This window comes from Niastella vici, from assembly GCF_002077945.1.
GTDB classification, from domain to species: domain Bacteria; phylum Bacteroidota; class Bacteroidia; order Chitinophagales; family Chitinophagaceae; genus Niastella; species Niastella vici.
This window is the reverse complement of record NZ_LVYD01000124.1, coordinates 37859-58004: the sequence shown is the minus strand read 5'-3', so window position 1 is coordinate 58004 and position 20146 is coordinate 37859. Positions and strand designations below refer to the sequence as shown.

Sequence of the window (20146 nt, the reverse complement as noted above, 5' to 3'; positions counted from 1 at the left end):
TAAACCGGCAAATTTACTTAACTCAATCACATCGGGAACATTTCCAGAATATTCTTCTGGTCAATTATTGATTTATTGAACTAACTTCAATAATTATTATCATTTGACTTATTTCATATATGAAACCACCCGTTAAAAGGATCAGTGTGCGATTGAATCCTGATGTCAGGAAAGTAATTCCAAGATTTTTTAATACCGGAGATGAACGTGCACGGGCGCTGATCAACAGGATAATGTTATTGCCCGATAAACAGGTGAGTGAATTATTACTACAGGTTCTCACCGAATTTCGTAAACGTTATAATAATATCCGGGTTGTATTTGAAAAACATTTCGAGCTGGTAAAGCACCTGTTGCCGGATAAGGAACGCCTTACATTGCCTAACGATAAAAAATTACTGATAGGGTCGTATTTTACAATGGAATATTCACTGGAACATGCAGCCCTGTTCAATCCTTCTATAGTGGAAGATCCGGATCAATCGGGTACGGCCGCCGGAGAAAAAAATGTGATCGTAAGTTTCAGAGCTACCGGTGAAGGTCATATCTCATCCCTGGTATTTAAACGGGCGAAGCTTGACAAAAATTCCAATATTCATTTTGAGCCTTCCGGGAAATATATGAGCCAGGGAAGGATAACTCAACAGAAACGGAACAACAAAAAGGCTTTTGAAGAATTGCTTTCTCATTCAATATTACCAGCCGAAATTCGTGCAGGCATATTAAGCCAGTTACCTGATACCTTTTCTTATAAAGAAATTGAATCGATCTTAAAAACTGCCTTGCAGCAAGTGCAAACCGGAATGGCCAAAAACAAGATAAAATATGAGATCCTCAGCATGGTAAATACCGGTTATGAAGTGCACTTTTTGCCGGAATCTTTGTTGTCGGAACGGGTTATTTTTCCCGTAACTTTTACCGAAAAAAATGGAATTGAAGATGCCAGGTTTATGAAATTTACAGCTGAAGATGGTTCCGGCACATATATGGCTACTTATACCGCCTACGACGGTTCTTTTATTTTACCGCATTTAATTGAAACAAAAGATTTTTTACATTTTAAAATGTCTCCGCTTCATGGAAAGGCGGCTATTAACAAAAACCTCGCTTTATTTCCCAGGAAGATCAATGGGCAATATGCCATGATATCCCGTATCGATGGCGTTAATAATTACATCATGTTCTCTGATGATCTGTATCTGTGGGAAACTGCTACTTTATTGCAGCAACCAGTGTATCCATGGGAATTTGTGCAGATCGGGAATGCCGGTTCACCCATAGAAACGGAAAGGGGATGGCTGGTGATCACCCATGGAGTAGGGCCTATGCGTAAATATTGCCTGGGAGCAAGTTTGTTTGATCTCAACGATCCCTCCAAAGAACTGGGGCGGTTAAAAGAACCGTTATTAATGCCTGATGAAGATGAATGGCACGGTTATGTGCCTAATGTAGTTTATTCTTGCGGCACCATCATTCATCAGGAAAATTTATTTATCCCCTATGCGGTTTCTGATTATGCTACATCGTTTGCTGCCGTGCCATTGAACGCATTATTAGATGCAATTAGTAATACCGGTTCTTCATTCCTGGAAAGTTGAAACTACCACCAGATGCGATATCCAGTATGCCAGGGTACTTTCAGCGCCCTGGTTCAGATTTATTCCTTCTGAATGTATGCCATCTGCACATCCCCCGGTTGAAAAATCGTACAACGAAAGTCCCATATCATTATCACCCAGGAACCATTGGTAGCTTTTATACATGCGGGCCAGGTATGTTTGTTCGCGGGTGATCCTGAAAGCCTGTTGATAAAAAAGTACCATTGCCATTACATCAATGCCCTGTTGATCAAATTGAGCTACCGACCCGCCTTTTTTATGCCACCCATCATTGCCTATTGGCCTGAGCGTATCATTAACAAACACTTTTGATTCCAGGAAATGCATGGATTCAAAAGCGATTGTCAGATATTCTTCATTTTGCGTAATCTCAAACGCATTCAATAAAGCCAATGGCAGCATGGCATTGTCGTAGGTAAGAACGGGCTCAAACCAAAGCCAGTTAGTGCTTTTGTTATCGTTATACATGCTAACCATTTTATTGGATAGATTAATTACCATGTCTCTTTTTTTGTCGTCAGGGTAATGATATTTAATAAACTGGCAGATGCCAATAATTGTATTGGCAATACCTCGCAGTGAGGTAAGTTTATTAACATGTGGGAATGCTTTTGAAAAAATTTCCTGCGCTGTTCTGATCGACAGATGAGTGGGACCTTCATTGATCAAAAAACCCAATGCCATCATAGTTCTTCCGAATGAATCTTCTGAACCCCGGTCTTCTGTACTTGTCTTTGTATAACTCAAAAAATTTCGAAAATATCCATCTTCCCTTTGCATATAATGAATAAAACTCAGGTAAACCGGAAGGTGGTATATGGCAACCTGATCTTTTTTAATATGCTTACAAGCCCATACTGCCCATAACAACGCGCGTGCATTATCATCGATACAATAGCCTTCTTTTCTGTTAGGAGTGGCAAATAAGGCGTGCTGAATAATGCCGGTAAGATCAGTTAAATCACTAATATGCTTAAAGTTTATATCCGGCATTTGCGCCACTGTAAACAAAGTTGGTTTAGTGAGTAGTAAAGTATCTTCTAGTTCCATAAAATATGCTGTATTTATTATTTAGATATTAATTGATCAGGCAGTTCAATTTTGCGCATTGGTTTTTGCAGGATCTTATCAAACAATTCCAGATGCTTTCCGGCGACTTTTTTCCAGAGGGTATCTCTTGTTTTTAAAGAAGCAGCATTTCCCATCAGTTTTCTTGCGTGCTTGTTTTGTAACAGGTAGATCGCATTCTCTGCCAATTCATGTTCCTGGCCGGGTCCAATGATAATACCGGTAGTTTCATCCAGCATCTCTTTTGCTAAAACAAACGAATTAGAGATAATAGCACAACCTGCACTCATCGCATATAAGAAAGTGCCGCTTACAGCCTGATCGGGGTCTTTGGATGTAAACAGGTAAATGTCTGTTAACGCCAGGTATTCCATCAGTTTTTTTGTGGGAACATACTCATTCACTAACCGTACATTATTTTGCAGGTTGTTTTCCTCAATTAATTGTTGAAGATAGTTACGGTATTTTTCGCCTTCCTGCTGCAGGAGATTAGGATGCGTAAGACCCAGGACTATGTATATAGCATGTGGAAATTCTATACTTATTTCTTTCATGGCCAATATGCCCTTTTCTATCCCTTTGTTAGGGCTTAATAAACCGAAGGTGGTAAGCACCAGGTTATTTTTAAGGTCGTATCTTAATTTCAGATCATCAGGGCTTATTTTACTGTTTGCATGGGTACCATGTGGGATAATGATAAGTTTTTCGGTATCCAACTGATAATCCTCTTTCAATAACCTGGCAGAGTTCAAAGTCATTACAATTACTTTTTCGGCCAGTAATCCTATTGTTTGAACCATTTTAAGCCTTTGTGGATCCGGCGATGGTAGTACTGTGTGGAACCGGATGATGAAAGGTTTTTCAAGCATTGCCAGAAATCCCAGTAAGAATGAACCCATGTCGCCACCATACAAGCCAAATTCATGTTCAATACAAACGAGGTCAATATTCCGGTCGCGGTTAATAGTATTAGCTGTTTCAATACAGGAGTCCAGGTTATGGCCATCCATGGTCATACTCACCATGAAATTATATAACCCTGCATTTTCTTTTTTGTCAAGGGCGCAAATATTGATTAAATAATTTCCATTTATCTCAGGAGCGATTGATTTAGTAAGGTCCTGTGTAAAACTGGCTATTCCACATTTTACCGGCGGATAAGTACTAATAAAAAGAATTTTTGATGGTGAACCAGATGTTGTCATGCAGGTGTTTGTTTAGTAATTAAAAAGTGCAGTAATAGTTCGGTCAATGCAATACGATATAACCTTGAATCCAGGAACTTCAGAAAATCAATTATGGCTTACAAACCGGAGTGAACGCAACGTAATGAAGGATTGGCGGGATTATCTTCAATAAAGCGATTGAAGGTAACCTATTTATTTGGTAGTAACTATTATATTATTCCATGTGGTAATCTTAAGATAATATAATAAACACAAATAAAAGATTGTATCTTTAAGAGACAACAGTTTGAGTTTATTAGCACTTTGTAATTGAATGATCCTTCTACCTTTCATTACCTCCTGCTTTTTTCCTCAGATCATTATTCATTTTTCAATTGTATAAAATGGACATTTACGTTTCTAATTTAAGTTTCAATGTACAGGGTGAAGATCTAAAAAAACATTTTTCGCAATACGGAGAGGTTTCTTCCATTAACATTATTATGGATAAAGTTACCAACCGCAGCCGTGGATTCGGTTTTGTTAAAATGAATGATACAAGGGCAGCGGAGAAAGCTATCCGCGAATTAAACGGCATTACGATCGATAATCAGGCGATCAAGGTCAAGGAAGCAAGGCGAAGAGATGAATAAAATAAAGCAGTATACCTCTTTATAGATGTTCATAAACCGAATTATATGCTCCATTACAAAAAATACCTGGTTAAAAATACAGACCAGTTTGATCCTGAATTTTTTTCATTTGTAGGCAATGATGTTGATTTGATAAAGGAAGAGATCCAGCATATTGTCTGCGACTATAAAGCTGAGTTCATTGTATATTTCCTGAAAGATCATTGTCTTCCCGGTGATTGGGAAAAAGCAAATCCGGAGTTTGTTGCACTGGTGAAATCAAAATCCCTGTCTTCCGGCAATATTGAATTATTATTTGAGAGCTGCTATAACAATCCTGTTTTTAAACAGCAACTGGAAACTTATATAAAAGGGAAAATGGCTGAAAAATATGTGTAGCTCCTCTACAGCGCTTTTTTTCCCGGGCAGGCTTGGTAAAATGGCAATAAAAGCAATATAAAAAAACACCGCCTGTAAATGAAAACAGGCGGTGGTCTATCAAGCGTTTGAAAGGTTAAAGCGTTTCCAGGATCTTTTCCCACTCTTCTTTACTTTGCCCCAGTTTGACCTGTAGTTTTTCCAACATCTCGTTTTTCTTGCCAAACTCGTAAACCAGATCATTATCTGTAAGTGCAGGAAATTTCTTTTTAAGGGTTGCTTTCTGCTCATTCCAGTTTTTACTGGATGGTGTCTTTATAGTCATTTTAAAATAGCTTTTTAATGAAACTATTGTGTAAAGGTGGCCCTTATTTTAGTGATAAGTGTTACATAATTAAATATAAAAGTTACATCATTCACACTATATTTTAAAATAGTGATGATGAAGCAAACGATATTATCCATTTCACGAGATCCTACCCATAAAAGCCAGCCGGTAATTGGTGCCAATAGGTATTTGTGTTTGCCCGATCTCAATAGTATTACCAAATACAGTATTTATGGCCGCCAGCGCTACGATATAAGATTTATGCACCCGTATAAAATCGGCTGATGGCAGCAGCGCTGACATTGACTTCATAGTATAGGTAACTACATAGGTTTTTGCGGTGGTATGGATCTTCACAAAATTCTGCATGCCTTCTACAAACAGAATGTCGGCAAAATCGATCTTTACCAGTTTGTTATCATGCCGTACGAAAAAATAATTGACCACCGGTTGGGGCGCCTGGTTGGAACCGATTAACCGGGCCTGCAATCTCTCCGTAACTTTTTGCGCCGCCAGCATTAGCCGTTGCAGGGAAATGGGTTTTAACAAATAATCGACGGCATTGAGTTCATACCCGTCCATCGCATATTTGTTATACGCAGTGGTAAAGATCACCAGCGGTGGCGTTTTTAACGACTTTAGAAAATCAATACCGGTAATAATGGGCATCCTGATATCGAGGAACAACACATCGACTGCATAGGTTTGCAGCGCCTCAAACGCCTCAATGGCGTTGCTGCAAAGCTGTTGTATCTTCCAGCCCGGAAGCTGCGACACATAGGCTTCCATTAATTTGCGCGCCTGTGGTTCATCATCCACAATGATGCAGGTAATTGGTTTCATTCCAGCTCCAACGTTAAATTTACTTTGTAAACCCTGTTCCCGGCATCCATGACAAGCCGGTGGCTGTTGTTAAAATAATACTGTAATCTTCGTTGAACGTTCTGCAACCCGATACCGCCATTTTTATTTTCCCTTGTCCCGGGCAACGTAAGATCATTTTCGACGGTCAGGTCTAAACGTCCGTTTTGCTGACGGATTGATACCCTGATCCATGAATGCCCCAGCTGAGCATCTGCGCCGTGTTTAAAAGCGTTTTCTACAAAGGGCATCAGCAACAGGGGCGGTATGCGGTAGCCGGCAAAGTTACCCCCGGTGGTGAAATCAATTTGTACCCGGTCGTCGCAACGTACTTTTTCCAGCTCTACATAATCCTGCAAAATACTGATCTCTTTATCCAGTTCAATATATTCCTCATTACATTCGTATAAGGCAAACCGCATGAATTCAGACAGCCGGCCAATCAGTTCTATCGATCTTGCCTTTTCATCCTGCACTATAAAGGACTGTATATTGTTCAGGGTATTGAATAAAAAATGGGGGTTTAATTGTGATTTCAGAAAATCGAGTTCCAGCCGTAGATTCTGCCGCTCAAGCGTCGACTTTAGCCTGTCGGTGACAAACCAGTCATCCATAAATTTTACAAATGCGCCCGCCAGCAATACCGAAAAAGAGATGCCCAGGTTGTCGTGGAAGTAATATTTCCAGGTGGTCGACTGCGGATAGTTTGATTCTCCCAGTAAGCGGTACACCAGTATTTGTTCTACCCCGTATCGCAGCGGCGTAAATAAAAAGAAAATGCCCGCCAGCGACAAAATGCGGTAAGGAATGCGAAAAAACCGGGGTAATCGCTGCGCAAATGGCAACACAATAAAAGCGGTGGCATAAACAAAACTTAAATAAAAGAGGTAAAAGCCCAGCGCGATGGGACTGTATGCATAGGCAAACGAGAACTGATAGCTTTTAACATATATACTCTTGAACAATGCCTCAAAGGTCATAATGAGAAGTATGAACAGGGCATGCAAATAGATACGCGTAGCCGGGAATTTGCCTGATTGTTTCCACCTGGTAAGCAGTTCCATAAGCCAATATGAAAAGAAATGACGAAATAACCTAAAATTACTGACAAACGAAGGATTTACCAGTACCAATGAAGCGCCAATACCGACAAGCAGTACAGGCACTAACGCGCATGCCTGTTGTCAGGTGCTATAATTACTTTAACATTCGTTAGGGTCAGTTGGTCAAATCTTTTCTGCAAACAGGAAGGTAGCCTGTTGTTTTGGTTAGAAAATTCAAGTCAAACCATCACATGAGAAAATTACCTGTCCTGTTTGCGCTCATCACCATTAGCTGCCCGCTTTTTGCCCAGCGCATCGGGGGCGTTGTTTCGGATGCCGCAACCCGTCAGCCGCTGGCCTGGGTTACCATTAGTGTGCTAAAGGCTACTGATACCACCAGCCTCGTCAAAGGCACGCTGGCTGCTGAGAATGGCAGCTATTTGTTGGATCACCTGAAACCGGGGAATTACCTGCTTGCTGCCCAAATGATGGGCTATGCCCGGCAGTTGATACCTGTTGAACTCGCCACAACCGACACTACCATCAATATACGCCTCACAGCCGAAACCAAACAATTGGTCGTCGTCACGGTCAGGGCTTCCAAACCTTTGGTGGAGCACCGGCCCGACAAACTTGTTTTTAATATTGAGAACAGTATTGTAGCCGCCGGTAACGATGCCCTGGAGCTGTTGAAAATGACCCCAATGGTGATGGTGAGTGCCAACAACAGCATTCGCCTGAAAGGAAAAGATAATGTGTTGGTGATGCTCGACGGAAAAATTGTTCCGGGCGAAACCCTGGCCGATGTTTTGCAAAGTATGTCACCGGAGCAGATCTCGAAGATAGAGTTGGTCACAACGCCTTCTGCCAGCAGCGATGCCTCGGCCACCGGTGGTATCATAAACATCATTACGAAGAAAGGCACGGGCCGCGGCCTCAATGGGCTAGTCAATGCATCGGCTGTGGAAAGCCGCTATGGCAAATACAATGGCGGTATTTCGCTCAATTACCGTAGAGAAAAGATAAATGTCTACAGCACTGTTAACGGGCGCGATGGCAAAGCTTATAAGAACGAAGAGATCACCCGTGCGCTCAATGCAGGCAATGGCCTGCTGCAGACACTGGAAATGCCAACCGAACTTTTTAGAAATGCCAGGGCTACAACGGGCAAACTGGGGGTCGACTATACCCTGAATCCTTCCAACACCATTGGCTTAAGTGTGGATGGTATTTTTTCCCGGTCAAACAATAACGCCATTGCGGTATCTTCCTTTAAAAACGATACCAACGACGCTGATTCCATCCTTACATCAAAAAGCCGGCCGGCTAACAATACCAATTACACTAATTACGATCTGTATTTTAAAAGTAAATTGAATGCCAGGGGCGACCAGCTAGCGCTGGACCTTAATCAAACGCATTTCAACAGCGATACCCGGCAAATCGTGAATACCACGATCGTTGATGTGAAAGGCGGTACGCCCGACAGATATGCTTCGTCATTTAACAGCACCAGGGCCATTATTGATATTACGAATGCTCAGGCCGATTATTCGCTCACCATAAAGCCAGGTTTTTCATTGGGAACCGGTTGTAAAGATGTATTCACGCGTTCGGCCAACCGGTCAGCCAATGAGCAGGAAAATGGGTTGAACCCCGAACCGGCGCAAAACGAAACCTCGTATAAAGAGAACATTTTTGCGGGCTACCTGGTACTGACCCGGCAATTGAAAACGGTACGCGTGCAGGCGGGGCTAAGGGCTGAACATACCAATGCCTGGCTGAGCAGTACGGGTTTGCATAGCAGTTATCTCGACTGGTTTCCCAGTGCGCTGGTGAGTAAAAAAATTACAGATAAATACCAGGTCACATTGAGTTATACCTGCCGTATTAACCGGCCCGCCTACAAAGCATTGATCCCATTTGTTATACCGATTGACCGGTATTCGCAGGAAAAAGGCAACCCCGGACTAAAACCCGAGTATACGAATAGTTTTGAGCTGGTAAATTCGATCGGTAAAATGATCTTTACGCTTGCTTATACGCATACCCGTGATGCCATTGCCGATTTTATTGAACAGGACCCGCAAACCCGGATTTGGACCTTTACCAAGGGCAATTTTTCGCGCAGGGAAAATGTTGATGGCACCCTGGTGTTACCTGTGACCATCGCCCGCTGGTTCACTACCGACAATACGCTGCAGGGTTTTTACAGTTCTTTTGCCGACAAATCGGGTAAGGTAGGAGGGGCGGATTACGACCAGGGGAAATTCAGCTGTACCATCAATTCCATCAATACGTTCTCCCTGCCTCTGAATTTAAAGGCCGACCTCACGGCGATTTATAATTCTGCTTATATCGATGGATTGTATCAAATTTCGGGCAGCTCGATGATCAATGTTGGGTTGTCGCGAGCATTTTTTGAAAGGAAACTAAATGCGAAGCTTGCGGTGAACGATATCTTTCATAATGGCGGTTACCACCTTAGTTCAGGTACGGGCAGCATTCATTTAACCGGTCATCAATACACCGATAGCCGGCAGTTTGTACTGGCCGTATCGTATAAGTTTGGAAAAACGGCCTCACCAAATAGCCGGGGCGGTAATGAGGATGCGAAGGGGCGGTTGAATCTGTGATAATCCAGCTTACTACCTGGTTAAAGCTGTTTATTTATTACTGTTAATATTGTAATTATTTGCATGGTAAAGTATAGCCATGAAATTGTCTTCATTTCCCAAAATATTACTGTTTGGTATCATTTTTCATTCCAATGTATTTGCACAAACAAACGCTGCTAAAAGCCAGTGGGTGTATTTGAATGCCGCTAACAAACTGGAATATAAAACAACAGAACGGGGCGACAAAATAATGGATTTTTCCTATGCCGGCTATATGGGCGGCGGGGTTGCTATACCAGCAGTACCCGCAAAAATTGTTGTTAGTCCGTCGGAAGGTGATAATACCAGCATGATTCAGCAGGCTATTGACCAGGTAAGTTCCAAGGCCCTCGTGAATGGTGTACGGGGAGCCGTGTTGCTGAAACCGGGTATGTATAATTGCGAACGGCCAATAACAATTAGTGCGAGTGGTGTGGTATTGCAGGGAAGCGGCTGCGGCGAAAACGGTTCCATCATTAATATGACCGGCACGCCGCATGCCTGTATTGTAGTAAAAGGCAACGTCACAATTAAAGCCACCAATACAACTACTACGATCGCCAACCAGTATGTTCCTTCAGGTAGTATCAGTTTTCAATTACGCAATGCAAAAGGCTTTGCACCAGGTGATATCATTCGGATTGCAAGGCCGGTAACCGATGCCTGGGTGCAACTGATGGGAATGGATAAACTGGTGCGTGACGGCAAAAAACAAACCTGGGTAACCGGGGATATAACAACGGAAAGGGTAATTACGAAGATCAATAAGAATACGGTCATGGTCGATTTCCCGCTCACCGACTCCTACGACATGAATTATTTGGGAACAGACGGGGTATCAGTAACAAAGATCACTACCAGCGGTTCCCTGTCACAAACTGGTGTAGAGCACCTGCGGATTATTGCACCGGCACAATCGGTAACCATCAATGAAGGGCATCACCGGGCGTTAACCATGAGTGGCGTAAGGGATAGCTGGGTTCGTAACCTGGAAATTATGAATACGGTCAATAGTATCAGCATTACGGCGAACCGGGTAACGGTTGATCATGTAAACATCGGGCATGAGGTGCCCACAAAAGGCGCTGCCAAACCGGCCGACCTGAATGGGAGCGGTGCACAACTGCTCTTTGATCAATGCCAAATTACCGGCGATAATCTTTTTTTCTTTGCTACCGGCCCCAAAGTATCGGGACCTGTTGTTTTATTGAACTGCGTTTTTAAGGGTAACGGCTGGATACAACCGCATCAGCGCTGGGCCACCGGTTTACTGGTTGACGGATGCCAGGTACCCGGCGGTGGTATTGACTTTATGAACCGGGGCGCCATGGGATCGGGGCATGGTTGGGCAATTGGCTGGGCCGTTGCCTGGAACTGTACGGCGCGCTCTTATTTGAACCAGTTACCACCCGGATCGGCCAACTGGGTGATCGGTTGCAAAGGCGAATCTCAAAAAAAAGCTATTCCCTTTGATGCGGGACCCTTGCTGCCCGAAGGTATTTACGACGCACATAATACTCCTGTTGATCCTGGTAGCCTGTACCTGGCACAATTAGCCGAACGGTTAGGAAAAAAGGCGGTTCAGCAAATAGGATACTAATTAGCTACCACAGGAACCGCTGCGCTTGCGATACGGTAGAAATATGTTGCATTTTGCCCTGGTTGTATTCGTGATACAACCGCCTGATATCATCTGAAGTATCGCCAATGAACGGGCCATGCGAAACAATGGGATCGCCCTGTGGCTCACCGGCATACAGCACAAAACGGGCGCCTGCTGCTTCGGCAGTTATTATCAATTCACTTTCAGCTGTAACCGAAAAACGGTCGAGCCAGCCTACCTGGTCGTGCTGCAACCCTTTTTTATCTTCACCCACCTGTATACTTCCTTCCAGCACATATATAAAAGTGCTGTATGAAGCGGGGATTCGCTGAACGGTGGTGATGCCGGGTTGCATTTTAACGTCTGCGATGATCACCGGCGCATAGTTCTGAACAGGGGAGGAGAGACCGGCGAAAGAACCGCTGTATACTTTTACGTTCAGCCCATTAGCTGAACGTTGGGGCACGTGTTCCAGCGGAATATCCTGTACCCGGGGTAATGTCCATCTTTGTTTTTTAGGAAGGGTCAGCCATAATTGTAACAACCGCATTTTGGCTTTTTTTTCGATGGTCTCGGTATGAATAATGCCGCTGCCGGCTGTCATCATTTGCAGATCGCCACCTTTCATTTTATGCGCCTCATCGCCCATTTCGCCTTCCAGTAATAACGAAACCGTTTCAAACCCGGCATGCGGATGGGGGCCGCCAACGGGTGTCTCATCTTTTTTATCGAGAATATCATCCATCAGCATGATAAATGGATCGCTATCGGTATAGTCTACCTGAATCACCGGGCGGGCAATATGGCCACGGCCGAGAAAACCGGGTTGTCCGGTCGGTGTATATATATTGACAAGTTTTCTTTTTATTGACATATGAAATAATTTAACAGCACAAAGTTACGGCAGGTTGCTATAAAAAGTATAGCGCTATACTGGGGTATAGTACTATAGTTCGTTATAGTGAATCAATTGATTATATTTGGAGGTCTGTAAAAGTGAAAACTACCCTTATGCCCTTAACAAACAACGCCCCCGCATTGATTCAGAAAAGGCCAGGATTTACCACTATTGTTTTGATCACCGGGGCAGGGCTTTTTATATTATCCCTTTTTTTTAATTGCTTTTGTACTGATAAAGGTTGCCGGCCATCCATCGATGCACTTGTGTTAGGATGGGCTGAAATGTTTGAAGGGAATTTTGCCTGGCTGGCCAACCCATTGCTGATCGTTTCGTGGATCTTATTGGGGATGAATAAAAAGGGGGGAATGATCCTGGCGCTGCTGGCATCTCTGTTTAGTTTATCTTTTTTATTTTGCCATACCATCATGGAAGATGAAGCAGGAAATATGGGCATCATTAAGAACGTTACCACGGGTTACTGGCTTTGGGTGGGAAGTTGTGTGGTTACGTATGTTGGGGCTTTGGTTGGCAGGGTGAATAATAGAAAAATAACCGGTTAACTGCAATTATTTATGTCCCCTAAAACTTCACAACTTTATCATCTGTTTTTGGCTTTGGCCATGCTTAATATGCTGGCCTTTTATCTATTGAATGAAAGATCTACTCTTGACATACATAAAAAAGACAACGGGTTTTTTGATGATGAGTCATTTAATTATTCTTTCAGTGTGACATTATTAATTCTTCTGATATGGTTGTCGTACCGGATATTCAGGAAAAAGATCTATTCATTCAAATTGATCTTGTTGCATCTGCACATTACATTTATAACCGTGTTTGTTTTACCCTGGCTACTGTATAAATTTATAGATCCAATGCCACGACGATATTTGGACTATGTCAACGGTGGCTTTAAATTATCGGATATTTTTGGAAGTATGACCAAAGCATTTATCCTTGTGGCCCTTATATTGATAATAAGTGAATTGCTGTTGATCGCAAACATCAGAAAACAACCCCCAAAAATCATATTGTTTGATAGTGAGGTTTAAATGATAATACTACACATGACACTACGGATACTTATTATTTTACTATCGTTTTTACCTTTTGTCACATTGGGGCCGGCTCCAGTTATTAGAAAGCGAAACAAATAATAGAACCACCATGAAGCACCTCTTATCCATAATTTTTTTACTGGTACTGTCGTTTTCAACAACTGCCCAGCGACGAATTTCATTTTATACCACAAAAATCAATAAAGACCAGTTTGATAAATGTGGTAAGGTATCTTATCTCGTTGCAAATGCTCAAATAAGGAAAAAGTCAGGGAGCCTGCGTATCCCAATTGTGGCCAAAGCTGCAAAAGTTTTCAAAGACGACAGTTCTGATAGAGACTTTCATGAGTTCAAATATTTAGGCGATGTAAAAGGAACAAAGCTTTCACTCGTACAGCGGATTGAATACAACGATGAAGAATTTTATCTTCTTAATCGGTTAACAGGCACTATTGATACATTGATCGGGCAGCCTGTTTTTGCTCAAAATATGAAAAACTTTGTTTGTGTAAACAATCCCGGTACAGACGAAAAACAACAAATACAGGTTTGTGAAATGATTGATGGTCGCGTTAAAACAAGAGTTTATTTGGACGCTATAGCCAACACCATTATAGAATTCGTTACTTGCGTCAATCGCAACTCCTTTTTGGCAGAAGACAACTACGGTAAGTATTGGAAGATCCATTTTAAACTCAGCGACGAATAAGGGCCGCCAGGCATAGTTTTACCCTATGGGTTGGGGAAATCTGCCGATTCTGATTATTTTCGTATAAATACCTGTTATTTCAATGATCCTGTCATGAAAGGTTATATCTATTCTCATAAAGTTTTGATCGGAACAACCCAATTTCATCAGGTTTTCGGTGGCATGGGACATATTTGGGGTGAATTTATACCTGCTGAGGCATATCAATTAATAAAAAAGGAGGTTCAGGAATTCTGTGATGAGGGGAAGAAGGATTACGAAAAGTGGTACTCATTCAGATTTAATATACAACTCGAGAATGGCTATTTTTTACTCCCTATTGGTGGAGTTGAAATTCTTGACTCTGCCCATTTTCCCGATGAACAAATCGAACTTCATGTGGCCGGTGTTCATTACCACGTTTACGAAGATTATTTTGAAAGCAACAAACCGTTTGTGATCGCACCCTGGCAGCAGGTAACTATTGATCAAAAGATTGACCTGGAAGATGAATTACTCCGTGTAATTGGCGACACAAACGTTACCTTTTCAACATTGGCAAAACACTGCTTGAGCAATGAGGTGTTGTTTGCAGTTCATGGCGTCAATGAGGGCTCTTTTGTAATAGCTAATTTAAAGCCCAGGCAAAATGCAGCAATAGAAGAGGTAATTCCAACTGAAAACTATTTCGGGGATTTTGAGCTTGTTCAGGAACATATGGCTAAAGACAATCCCAGACCGACTATAACTACAAGTGACAGGCTAAGCGGTTGCCTGGCCGGCGGCGCCATCGGTGATGCCATTGGTAGCTATTACGAAGGCCGGTCGAATGTAGAAATGATCAGTTTAGAGGTGGTCAATGGCATAACTGACGATACGCAACTTACCATGGCAACCTGCGAATCTATTCTCGATACCGGGCAGGTATCAGCCGCCAGCATCGCACAGCATATGCTAACGTGGTATAATAAGGGAAAATTAACCGGTCTTGGCGCCAGTACATTGAAAGCGTTGCGCGATCTGCAGGCCGGCGCTCACTGGGCCCTTTCAGGCCGGTCGGGGGATTAAGCAGCCGGCAATGGAGCTGCTATGCGTATTGCTCCACTTGCTTTTTTTATCAACCCCGAAACAGATAGAACGCTTATTCGGGATGTATGTAATATTACCCACAAAAATGATGAAGCCTATGTTGGGTGCCTGGCAATCCTCTATTCCCTGCATTACATTATAACTGACAGGTGGAAGTGGGGAATTAGTCTGGGGGAATTATTATTACCCCAACTGCCCGACAGCGCGGTGCGGGATAATCTTTTAATATTAGCTGATACCTCAATGAGCATTCGCGAAGCAGCAACCTTAGTAGGCACATCTGGCCATGTTATTGAATCGGTGCCTTTTTCAATTTTTGCAGCTAATAAGATCAGGGAAAGCAATTTTGAAGCTATACTTTCCGAAATTATACTTTGTGGCGGTGATACAGATACCAATGCATCACTTGCCGCACAAATAATGGGTGCATTTATTGGTTTGTCAAATTTTTCCAGCACGATAACAAATGTGTTTGCCCAAATAAAAGAAAGTGCCTGCATCCTCGAAACAGCAAACAGATTATCGGTGATGTTGAAGGGGCAATAAATTCTTTTTCACCACAATTAGCTCCTTTTTTCGTAGATAAATTAAAAAACTGTGGACTATAATTACTGTTTTGGGGAGATAATTACTTTTAGGTGCCCGATATTTACTTTTAGGTGCCCGATATTTACTTTTTGGTGGGCGATATTTATTTTTTGGTGGACGATAGTTACTTCCTGGTAGCTGATAATTGTTTTTCTGACGGTGTTAGCTACTTTTTCATGAAAGATAATTCAGTTTTTCAGCTATTGCTTATTGTTTTATATGAGATAACTACTTTTCCTGGGAAATAGTTACTTTTTTATCAGAATTAACTCAATATGCTTACAACTAAATTTATTTCTTCACAACTTCATTCTTTTTCCTCAGAATTAGTTTTATTTCGGGAATTGTAACATCATTTTGCCGGCACCACACTTTTTTTACTGGAACTAATTATTTTTTCTGAAAAAAAATATAATTGTTGTCGATTCTAACTTATAAATGAAAAAAGGTAGTTATGTCGCATCCATTTTAATCTATTTCCGGGAAAAAGTACTTGTAGAAGAGGAAAAAGCAGTTATAAAAGATAATTACTTACTTAACACGCAAAAAAATAATTTATAACAATAACAAAGCCTCCAGATCCTACGACTTGAAGGCTTTGTTGCTCTAAAAAAGTACTTGATCAGATCATCACTACTCCACCACCACCTTTTTCAATAAGTTCCCGTTCCTGCCGCCTTTCAAAACAACCGAGTAAATACCTTTTTTCAGGTGGCTTACATCTATAGTTACAGAAGATGCTTCTGATGGGAGGGTTTTCGTTATTGCGGTGCGCCCGTTCATATCAATAATGTTCAGGTACCTGTAACCGACATTCCCCAGGTATACGGTAAGCACATTGCTGGCAGGATTGGGATACAATTGTACCCCGGTTTTATCATCACCGGCAGGTTGTAGTTTATCAGTAGCGGTTGTTTCCTTCCGCGCAGTGATGGGTTGTATAATAATTGAGCTTAGTACATCGTTCCAGCCCTCATCTGCAAGGCACGAGGTGTCGGCCGTTTTCGTCAGCGTATTACCACTGAAATTGGCATCCCAGTACAAGACGGCCCGGTATCCGTTCAGTACCCTGATCGATGATACTGAATCATTGGGCATACCCCTGGCTATTAAATCGGAAAGATTGTAACTGCCTACAGGCAGGCTAACTGCCTTTCCACCATAATTGCAATCGATGTAAAGCACCACCGGCCCATCGGCTGTTGTTGCCTGTGAAAAGGCGGTGAACTTCCATGTACCGGGTTGCACCCTGAACCGGATGTAGTCAGTATCTTCTCCCACGTAGCTTATACCTGATACGCCGGCTATAAACGAACCATTTTTCCAGATAGCTACCTTATTGGCATCGATCTCTTTCACGCCGGCAGCAAGCATGCCTTTGGGAATTGCCACAATAGCAACTGTATTAAGCGGATTGATCAATGTTTGTGTGAACACGTTCGCGTCCCGGATATAGGAAACAATAATATCGCCTTTGGGCGAAGGGATCGAGGCCAACATAGTGTTAAGGTTGGTTACCTGTGGCTGAAAAATAAATTCATTATAGGCGGGCAGGGTAGGCCGCACGCCTAATGTATAAGCGCTTAACTGGTAAAGTGGCCCGGCACTCCAGGCATGATTGCTGCTGCTGTTGCTCGCCGGAAATTCTTCCCATAGGGTCGAAGACCAGTTATCGATCATAACGGCATACCGGCTTCGCATCCGCGTAAGGGCATCATTGGCGTTGAGCATCGACAGGGCCATTTCAATATACATTTCCTGGTAAGGGCCTGCATTGTACTGGTTCTTCAGTACTGCTAATACGCCGGCCTTCCGTGAATCATCTACCATGCCGGCCAGCACCGCCCAGGCATTGCTTCTGTCGTCAATGACCGATGATTGTACGCCGTTGTTTCTGTGGAAAACATACGCATTGGCCGCAGGGTTCCAGAAGTAGTTATTGAATTGGGATTTTACCCTGTTCTGCAATGTTTGGTAATAGGTTTTGTCGGAACTGGCGCCTGTAAGATCAGCCATGTTGATCATGGCGTCGAGCAAAGTAATGTATAAGGCATTGCATACTGTATTGGCGCTTCCTGTCACAATATCCATGTTGCTGCCCCAGTCAATCCAATTCCACACGTTGGGTTGCAGTATCAGCATGCCGTCACTGTTGGCAGTACTGGCGCAGTAATCAATGAATTTTTTTGCTTGCGGATAAACCTCTCTTATGAGGTCTGCATCGCCTGTATACTGGTAGTATTTCCACAGCATGGCCACGGCAGCCATATTTTGATCAGGAAGATGAAAGGCAATTCCTGGTGCGGTGGTATACAACGAACCATCTGCTTTTTGCGTGTGCATCAGTTCCCTGAAAGCCTTTTTGGCCAGCAGGTTGGCATTTTGATCATACAGGTAGAACGAGTAAAGGATCTGTTCCGAAACATCACCCCACCACTGGCCGCGCTCGCGGTTGGGGCAATCATAGAATATGTCGCGCATGCATACGCGGGAAGTATTTTTGCTCTTGTTCCAAAGGGAGTTTAGGCGCACGTCGTCACCTAAAAACACCCCGCGAATGGCGGTGTTGTAACTTGTTTGCCTGAACTTCATATCAAGGATGGTAACAGTGCCCGTTACATTGGAGAAATCGTATTTCACGTTGTGGCTGCTCGAGTTCTGCCAGGCAAAACATTCGAATTCCTGTACACCTGCCCGGGTAATATACTCCTGCCAGTAAAAATCATTCAGGATGATCTTTATGCGCACCCCGGCGGGGGCATCCACCTTCAGGTAAGGTGTTCCCTGGATGTTAATGTCCAGGTTTTCTGTAATAATAGTGTTGCTATTGATTGTTGAAGGAAATGCGTTATTATAAGCCGTTAGTCCATAGTCTTTCCAGAATGGAATTGTTCTGGGCACCAGGGTATTCCAGGGGGCAACGGGCGGTGCGCCTTTTGCTGTGGCATTGCCCCAGCTGGCGTCGTTGTAGCTGGCTGTTTGCCAGCCCTGCATGGTGTTCATGGCATCGTAACTTACCGGCCATTCAACCCATTTATAATCACCAGCCGGCTTCAGCTGGTTGTTTTCCGACCCATAGGCTACATCGCATACGCCGGGCAGGGTGTAGGACCCGCTTTCATCGGCGCATTTCGTCCATGGATTACCACTGCCGGTGATTCTGTAATAACCTGCCTTAACTACATTGGGGATGGGATCGAGAAAGGTGGCGTTATTAAACGTGATAGTACCGCTCACTGCATATTTAAAGTTGAAAGTGCCGCGGTTAAATGCCGGGTTGAGCTTCACCTTCCAGCTGTTGTCTGATACTATGGAAGCAGGGCTGGCGCCTGTGACAGCAGCCTCAAATAAAAAGCCGCCATTGTCTACGGTTCGCTGCGAATAACCGTCGGCGCCACCTTTATACCATACCAGTGCCGCAATGGTATTTTCCCCGCTCTTCAAATAAGGCGCGAGATCTATTTCATCATAATAGGTGTTGTTGAGATCGGGCCGGATGTCGAGCCCACCATCGCGCACTACGAGGCTATCGTTTACGTACAGCCAGTACTTGTTCTCCGCCGCGATCCTTGTAATGGCTTTTGAAGGCTGGGCGCTAAGGGTTACCTTCTTTCTAAACGATAACCAGGTGTTATTGGGTCCCTGATCGGCCGCCCAGATCCAGTTGGCGGTCCAGTTACCTGAGGCTGGTGTGCCAAATAATTCGATCTCTGCCAGCTGCAATATCGTTCCGCTGTTATTGGTCAGGTTAAAGCGGTAGTACGTGTAGCCTGCGCTGTTACTGAAGGCGAAAGACCGTTTCTGGAACCGGTCGGGGAAGTCTTCGTTCGTTCGGGTGTCGATCGTGCTCCAGTTGACGCCGTCGTTCGATCCCTGCAAGGTCCAGTTTAGCGGATCACGTTCGGCGGCATCATTGGCCGAGGTAATGGCGTAACCTGTTACAATATAACCTGAATTTGTCCGGTACTGGATCCAGGCCGAAGCATTAAATGTGAGGTACTTGGTAGAAGCATTGTTGTCGGTGAGATTGGTGTATTCTTCACCGGGAGGAGAGCCTGTCTGGTATTGAGCGCTGATGGTGCCACCCAGGTCGGTGATATCCTGCGCATGGGTCATTGACGGTGCAATGAACAAAGTCAGCAACAGCAATAGCATAGCTGCCTTTGCCGTAGGAAAGGATTTAAACATAGGATTTAAGTTTAGAAGGAAAGTTATGTGTTTAGCAAGATCAACTTATCAGGATGTGGAGAATTTTTTGATCTACCGGCGGCGCTTGTATGCTGTTTATTTTACCGATAGGATGGGTAACCGAACAAAATAACACCCAAACGGTCAGGCGCTTATAAAATAGGTGAAAACACCTTTTTTTTCTTACGGGGGCGATATTATCGTTTAACGGTATCTAACATATGATTTTTATTACTACCTTGTTGCTCCTAAGAAATTTTACACCATTGATAGTATCAA

The 20146-nt window shown here is 43.3% G+C and carries 14 protein-coding genes and 1 pseudogene; 8 read left to right on the top strand and 7 right to left on the bottom strand.

What is annotated here, in order from left to right; genetic code table 11:
* Nucleotides 1–119 precede the first annotated feature (119 nt).
* Nucleotides 120–1598: a glycoside hydrolase family 130 protein gene (locus tag A3860_RS37830; protein ID WP_081155796.1), complete on the top strand. Its 1479-nt coding sequence runs from the start codon at nt 120–122 to the stop codon at nt 1596–1598.
* On the opposite strand, the gene A3860_RS37825 is transcribed toward A3860_RS37830, so the two are convergent.
* Both A3860_RS37825 and A3860_RS37820 read right to left on the bottom strand, forming a co-directional pair.
* A complete protein-coding gene (locus A3860_RS37825) occupies nt 1581–2669 on the bottom strand; it encodes a glycosyltransferase (RefSeq protein ID WP_081155795.1) in 1089 nt (362 codons plus the stop codon). The genes A3860_RS37830 and A3860_RS37825 overlap by 18 nt on opposite strands.
* Before the next feature lie 17 nt (nt 2670–2686).
* Complete coding sequence (locus A3860_RS37820; RefSeq protein WP_081155794.1) at nt 2687–3892, bottom strand: glycosyltransferase; 1206 nt, start codon at nt 3890–3892, stop codon at nt 2687–2689.
* Between the two features lie 365 nt (nt 3893–4257).
* On the opposite strand from A3860_RS37820, the gene A3860_RS37815 reads away from it, so the two are divergent.
* Nucleotides 4258–4506, top strand: coding sequence for an RNA recognition motif domain-containing protein (locus A3860_RS37815; RefSeq protein WP_081155793.1), 249 nt, complete (start codon nt 4258–4260; stop codon nt 4504–4506).
* 45 nt (nt 4507–4551) lie between these two features.
* On the top strand, nt 4552–4884 hold the full coding sequence (locus tag A3860_RS37810) for a hypothetical protein (RefSeq protein ID WP_081155792.1): 333 nt from the start codon (nt 4552–4554) through the stop codon (nt 4882–4884).
* Between the two features lie 115 nt (nt 4885–4999).
* Here A3860_RS37810 and A3860_RS37805 read toward each other — a convergent pair whose 3' ends face one another.
* The 3 genes from A3860_RS37805 to A3860_RS37795 all read right to left on the bottom strand — a co-directional run bounded on the left by A3860_RS37805 (nt 5000) and on the right by A3860_RS37795 (nt 7116).
* Nucleotides 5000–5188, bottom strand: coding sequence for a CsbD family protein (locus A3860_RS37805; protein ID WP_081155791.1), 189 nt, complete (start codon nt 5186–5188; stop codon nt 5000–5002).
* Nucleotides 5189–5329: 141 nt separating this feature from the next.
* Entirely contained in the window at nt 5330–6034 is a 705-nt protein-coding gene (locus A3860_RS37800) for a LytR/AlgR family response regulator transcription factor (protein ID WP_081155790.1), read from the bottom strand.
* Nucleotides 6031–7116, bottom strand: coding sequence for a sensor histidine kinase (locus tag A3860_RS37795; protein WP_143774467.1), 1086 nt, complete (start codon nt 7114–7116; stop codon nt 6031–6033). Before A3860_RS37795 ends, A3860_RS37800 begins: the two co-directional genes overlap by 4 nt.
* A gap of 230 nt (nt 7117–7346) precedes the next feature.
* Between A3860_RS37795 and A3860_RS37790 the strand changes: the two genes are divergently transcribed.
* Together A3860_RS37790 and A3860_RS37785 are read left to right on the top strand one after the other, a co-directional pair.
* Entirely contained in the window at nt 7347–9731 is a 2385-nt protein-coding gene (locus A3860_RS37790; RefSeq protein WP_081155788.1) for an outer membrane beta-barrel protein, read from the top strand.
* Between the two features lie 79 nt (nt 9732–9810).
* Entirely contained in the window at nt 9811–11352 is a 1542-nt protein-coding gene (locus tag A3860_RS37785; RefSeq protein ID WP_081155787.1) for a hypothetical protein, read from the top strand.
* A gap of 4 nt (nt 11353–11356) precedes the next feature.
* On the opposite strand, the gene A3860_RS37780 is transcribed toward A3860_RS37785, so the two are convergent.
* A complete protein-coding gene (locus tag A3860_RS37780) occupies nt 11357–12229 on the bottom strand; it encodes a pirin family protein (RefSeq protein ID WP_081155786.1) in 873 nt (290 codons plus the stop codon).
* 137 nt (nt 12230–12366) lie between these two features.
* On the opposite strand from A3860_RS37780, the gene A3860_RS37775 reads away from it, so the two are divergent.
* The 3 genes and pseudogenes from A3860_RS37775 to A3860_RS42225 all read left to right on the top strand — a co-directional run bounded on the left by A3860_RS37775 (nt 12367) and on the right by A3860_RS42225 (nt 15637).
* On the top strand, nt 12367–12816 hold the full coding sequence (locus A3860_RS37775; protein WP_081155785.1) for a hypothetical protein: 450 nt from the start codon (nt 12367–12369) through the stop codon (nt 12814–12816).
* Nucleotides 12817–13423: 607 nt separating this feature from the next.
* Nucleotides 13424–14023, top strand: a complete 600-nt coding sequence (locus tag A3860_RS37765; RefSeq protein ID WP_081155783.1) for a hypothetical protein — start codon at nt 13424–13426, stop codon at nt 14021–14023.
* Nucleotides 14024–14116: 93 nt separating this feature from the next.
* Nucleotides 14117–15637, top strand: a pseudogene (locus A3860_RS42225) (ADP-ribosylglycohydrolase family protein).
* A gap of 675 nt (nt 15638–16312) precedes the next feature.
* Here the strand turns inward: A3860_RS42225 and A3860_RS37750 are convergent.
* The gene (locus A3860_RS37750; RefSeq protein WP_081155780.1) at nt 16313–19867 is read right to left on the bottom strand and encodes an alpha-L-rhamnosidase-related protein; all 3555 of its coding nucleotides are present in this window, start codon (nt 19865–19867) and stop codon (nt 16313–16315) included.
* Between the last annotated feature and the right edge of the window lie 279 nt (nt 19868–20146).

Excerpts from the sequence above, each read along its gene's own strand:
- A3860_RS37765 (WP_081155783.1), top strand. The coding sequence starts at position 13,424 with ATGAAGCACCTCTTATCCATAATTTTTTTACTGGTACTGTCGTTTTCA.
- A3860_RS37780 (WP_081155786.1), bottom strand. The coding sequence starts at position 12,229 with ATGTCAATAAAAAGAAAACTTGTCAATATATATACACCGACCGGACAA.
- A3860_RS37815 (WP_081155793.1), top strand. The coding sequence starts at position 4,258 with ATGGACATTTACGTTTCTAATTTAAGTTTCAATGTACAGGGTGAAGAT.
- A3860_RS37820 (WP_081155794.1), bottom strand. The coding sequence starts at position 3,892 with ATGACAACATCTGGTTCACCATCAAAAATTCTTTTTATTAGTACTTAT.
- A3860_RS37805 (WP_081155791.1), bottom strand. The coding sequence starts at position 5,188 with ATGACTATAAAGACACCATCCAGTAAAAACTGGAATGAGCAGAAAGCA.
- A3860_RS37830 (WP_081155796.1), top strand. The coding sequence starts at position 120 with ATGAAACCACCCGTTAAAAGGATCAGTGTGCGATTGAATCCTGATGTC.
- A3860_RS37825 (WP_081155795.1), bottom strand. The coding sequence starts at position 2,669 with ATGGAACTAGAAGATACTTTACTACTCACTAAACCAACTTTGTTTACA.
- A3860_RS37775 (WP_081155785.1), top strand. The coding sequence starts at position 12,367 with ATGCCCTTAACAAACAACGCCCCCGCATTGATTCAGAAAAGGCCAGGA.
- A3860_RS37790 (WP_081155788.1), top strand. The coding sequence starts at position 7,347 with ATGAGAAAATTACCTGTCCTGTTTGCGCTCATCACCATTAGCTGCCCG.
- A3860_RS37800 (WP_081155790.1), bottom strand. The coding sequence starts at position 6,034 with ATGAAACCAATTACCTGCATCATTGTGGATGATGAACCACAGGCGCGC.
- A3860_RS37785 (WP_081155787.1), top strand. The coding sequence starts at position 9,811 with ATGAAATTGTCTTCATTTCCCAAAATATTACTGTTTGGTATCATTTTT.
- A3860_RS37750 (WP_081155780.1), bottom strand. The coding sequence starts at position 19,867 with ATGTTTAAATCCTTTCCTACGGCAAAGGCAGCTATGCTATTGCTGTTG.
- A3860_RS37795 (WP_143774467.1), bottom strand. The coding sequence starts at position 7,116 with ATGGAACTGCTTACCAGGTGGAAACAATCAGGCAAATTCCCGGCTACG.
- A3860_RS37810 (WP_081155792.1), top strand. The coding sequence starts at position 4,552 with ATGCTCCATTACAAAAAATACCTGGTTAAAAATACAGACCAGTTTGAT.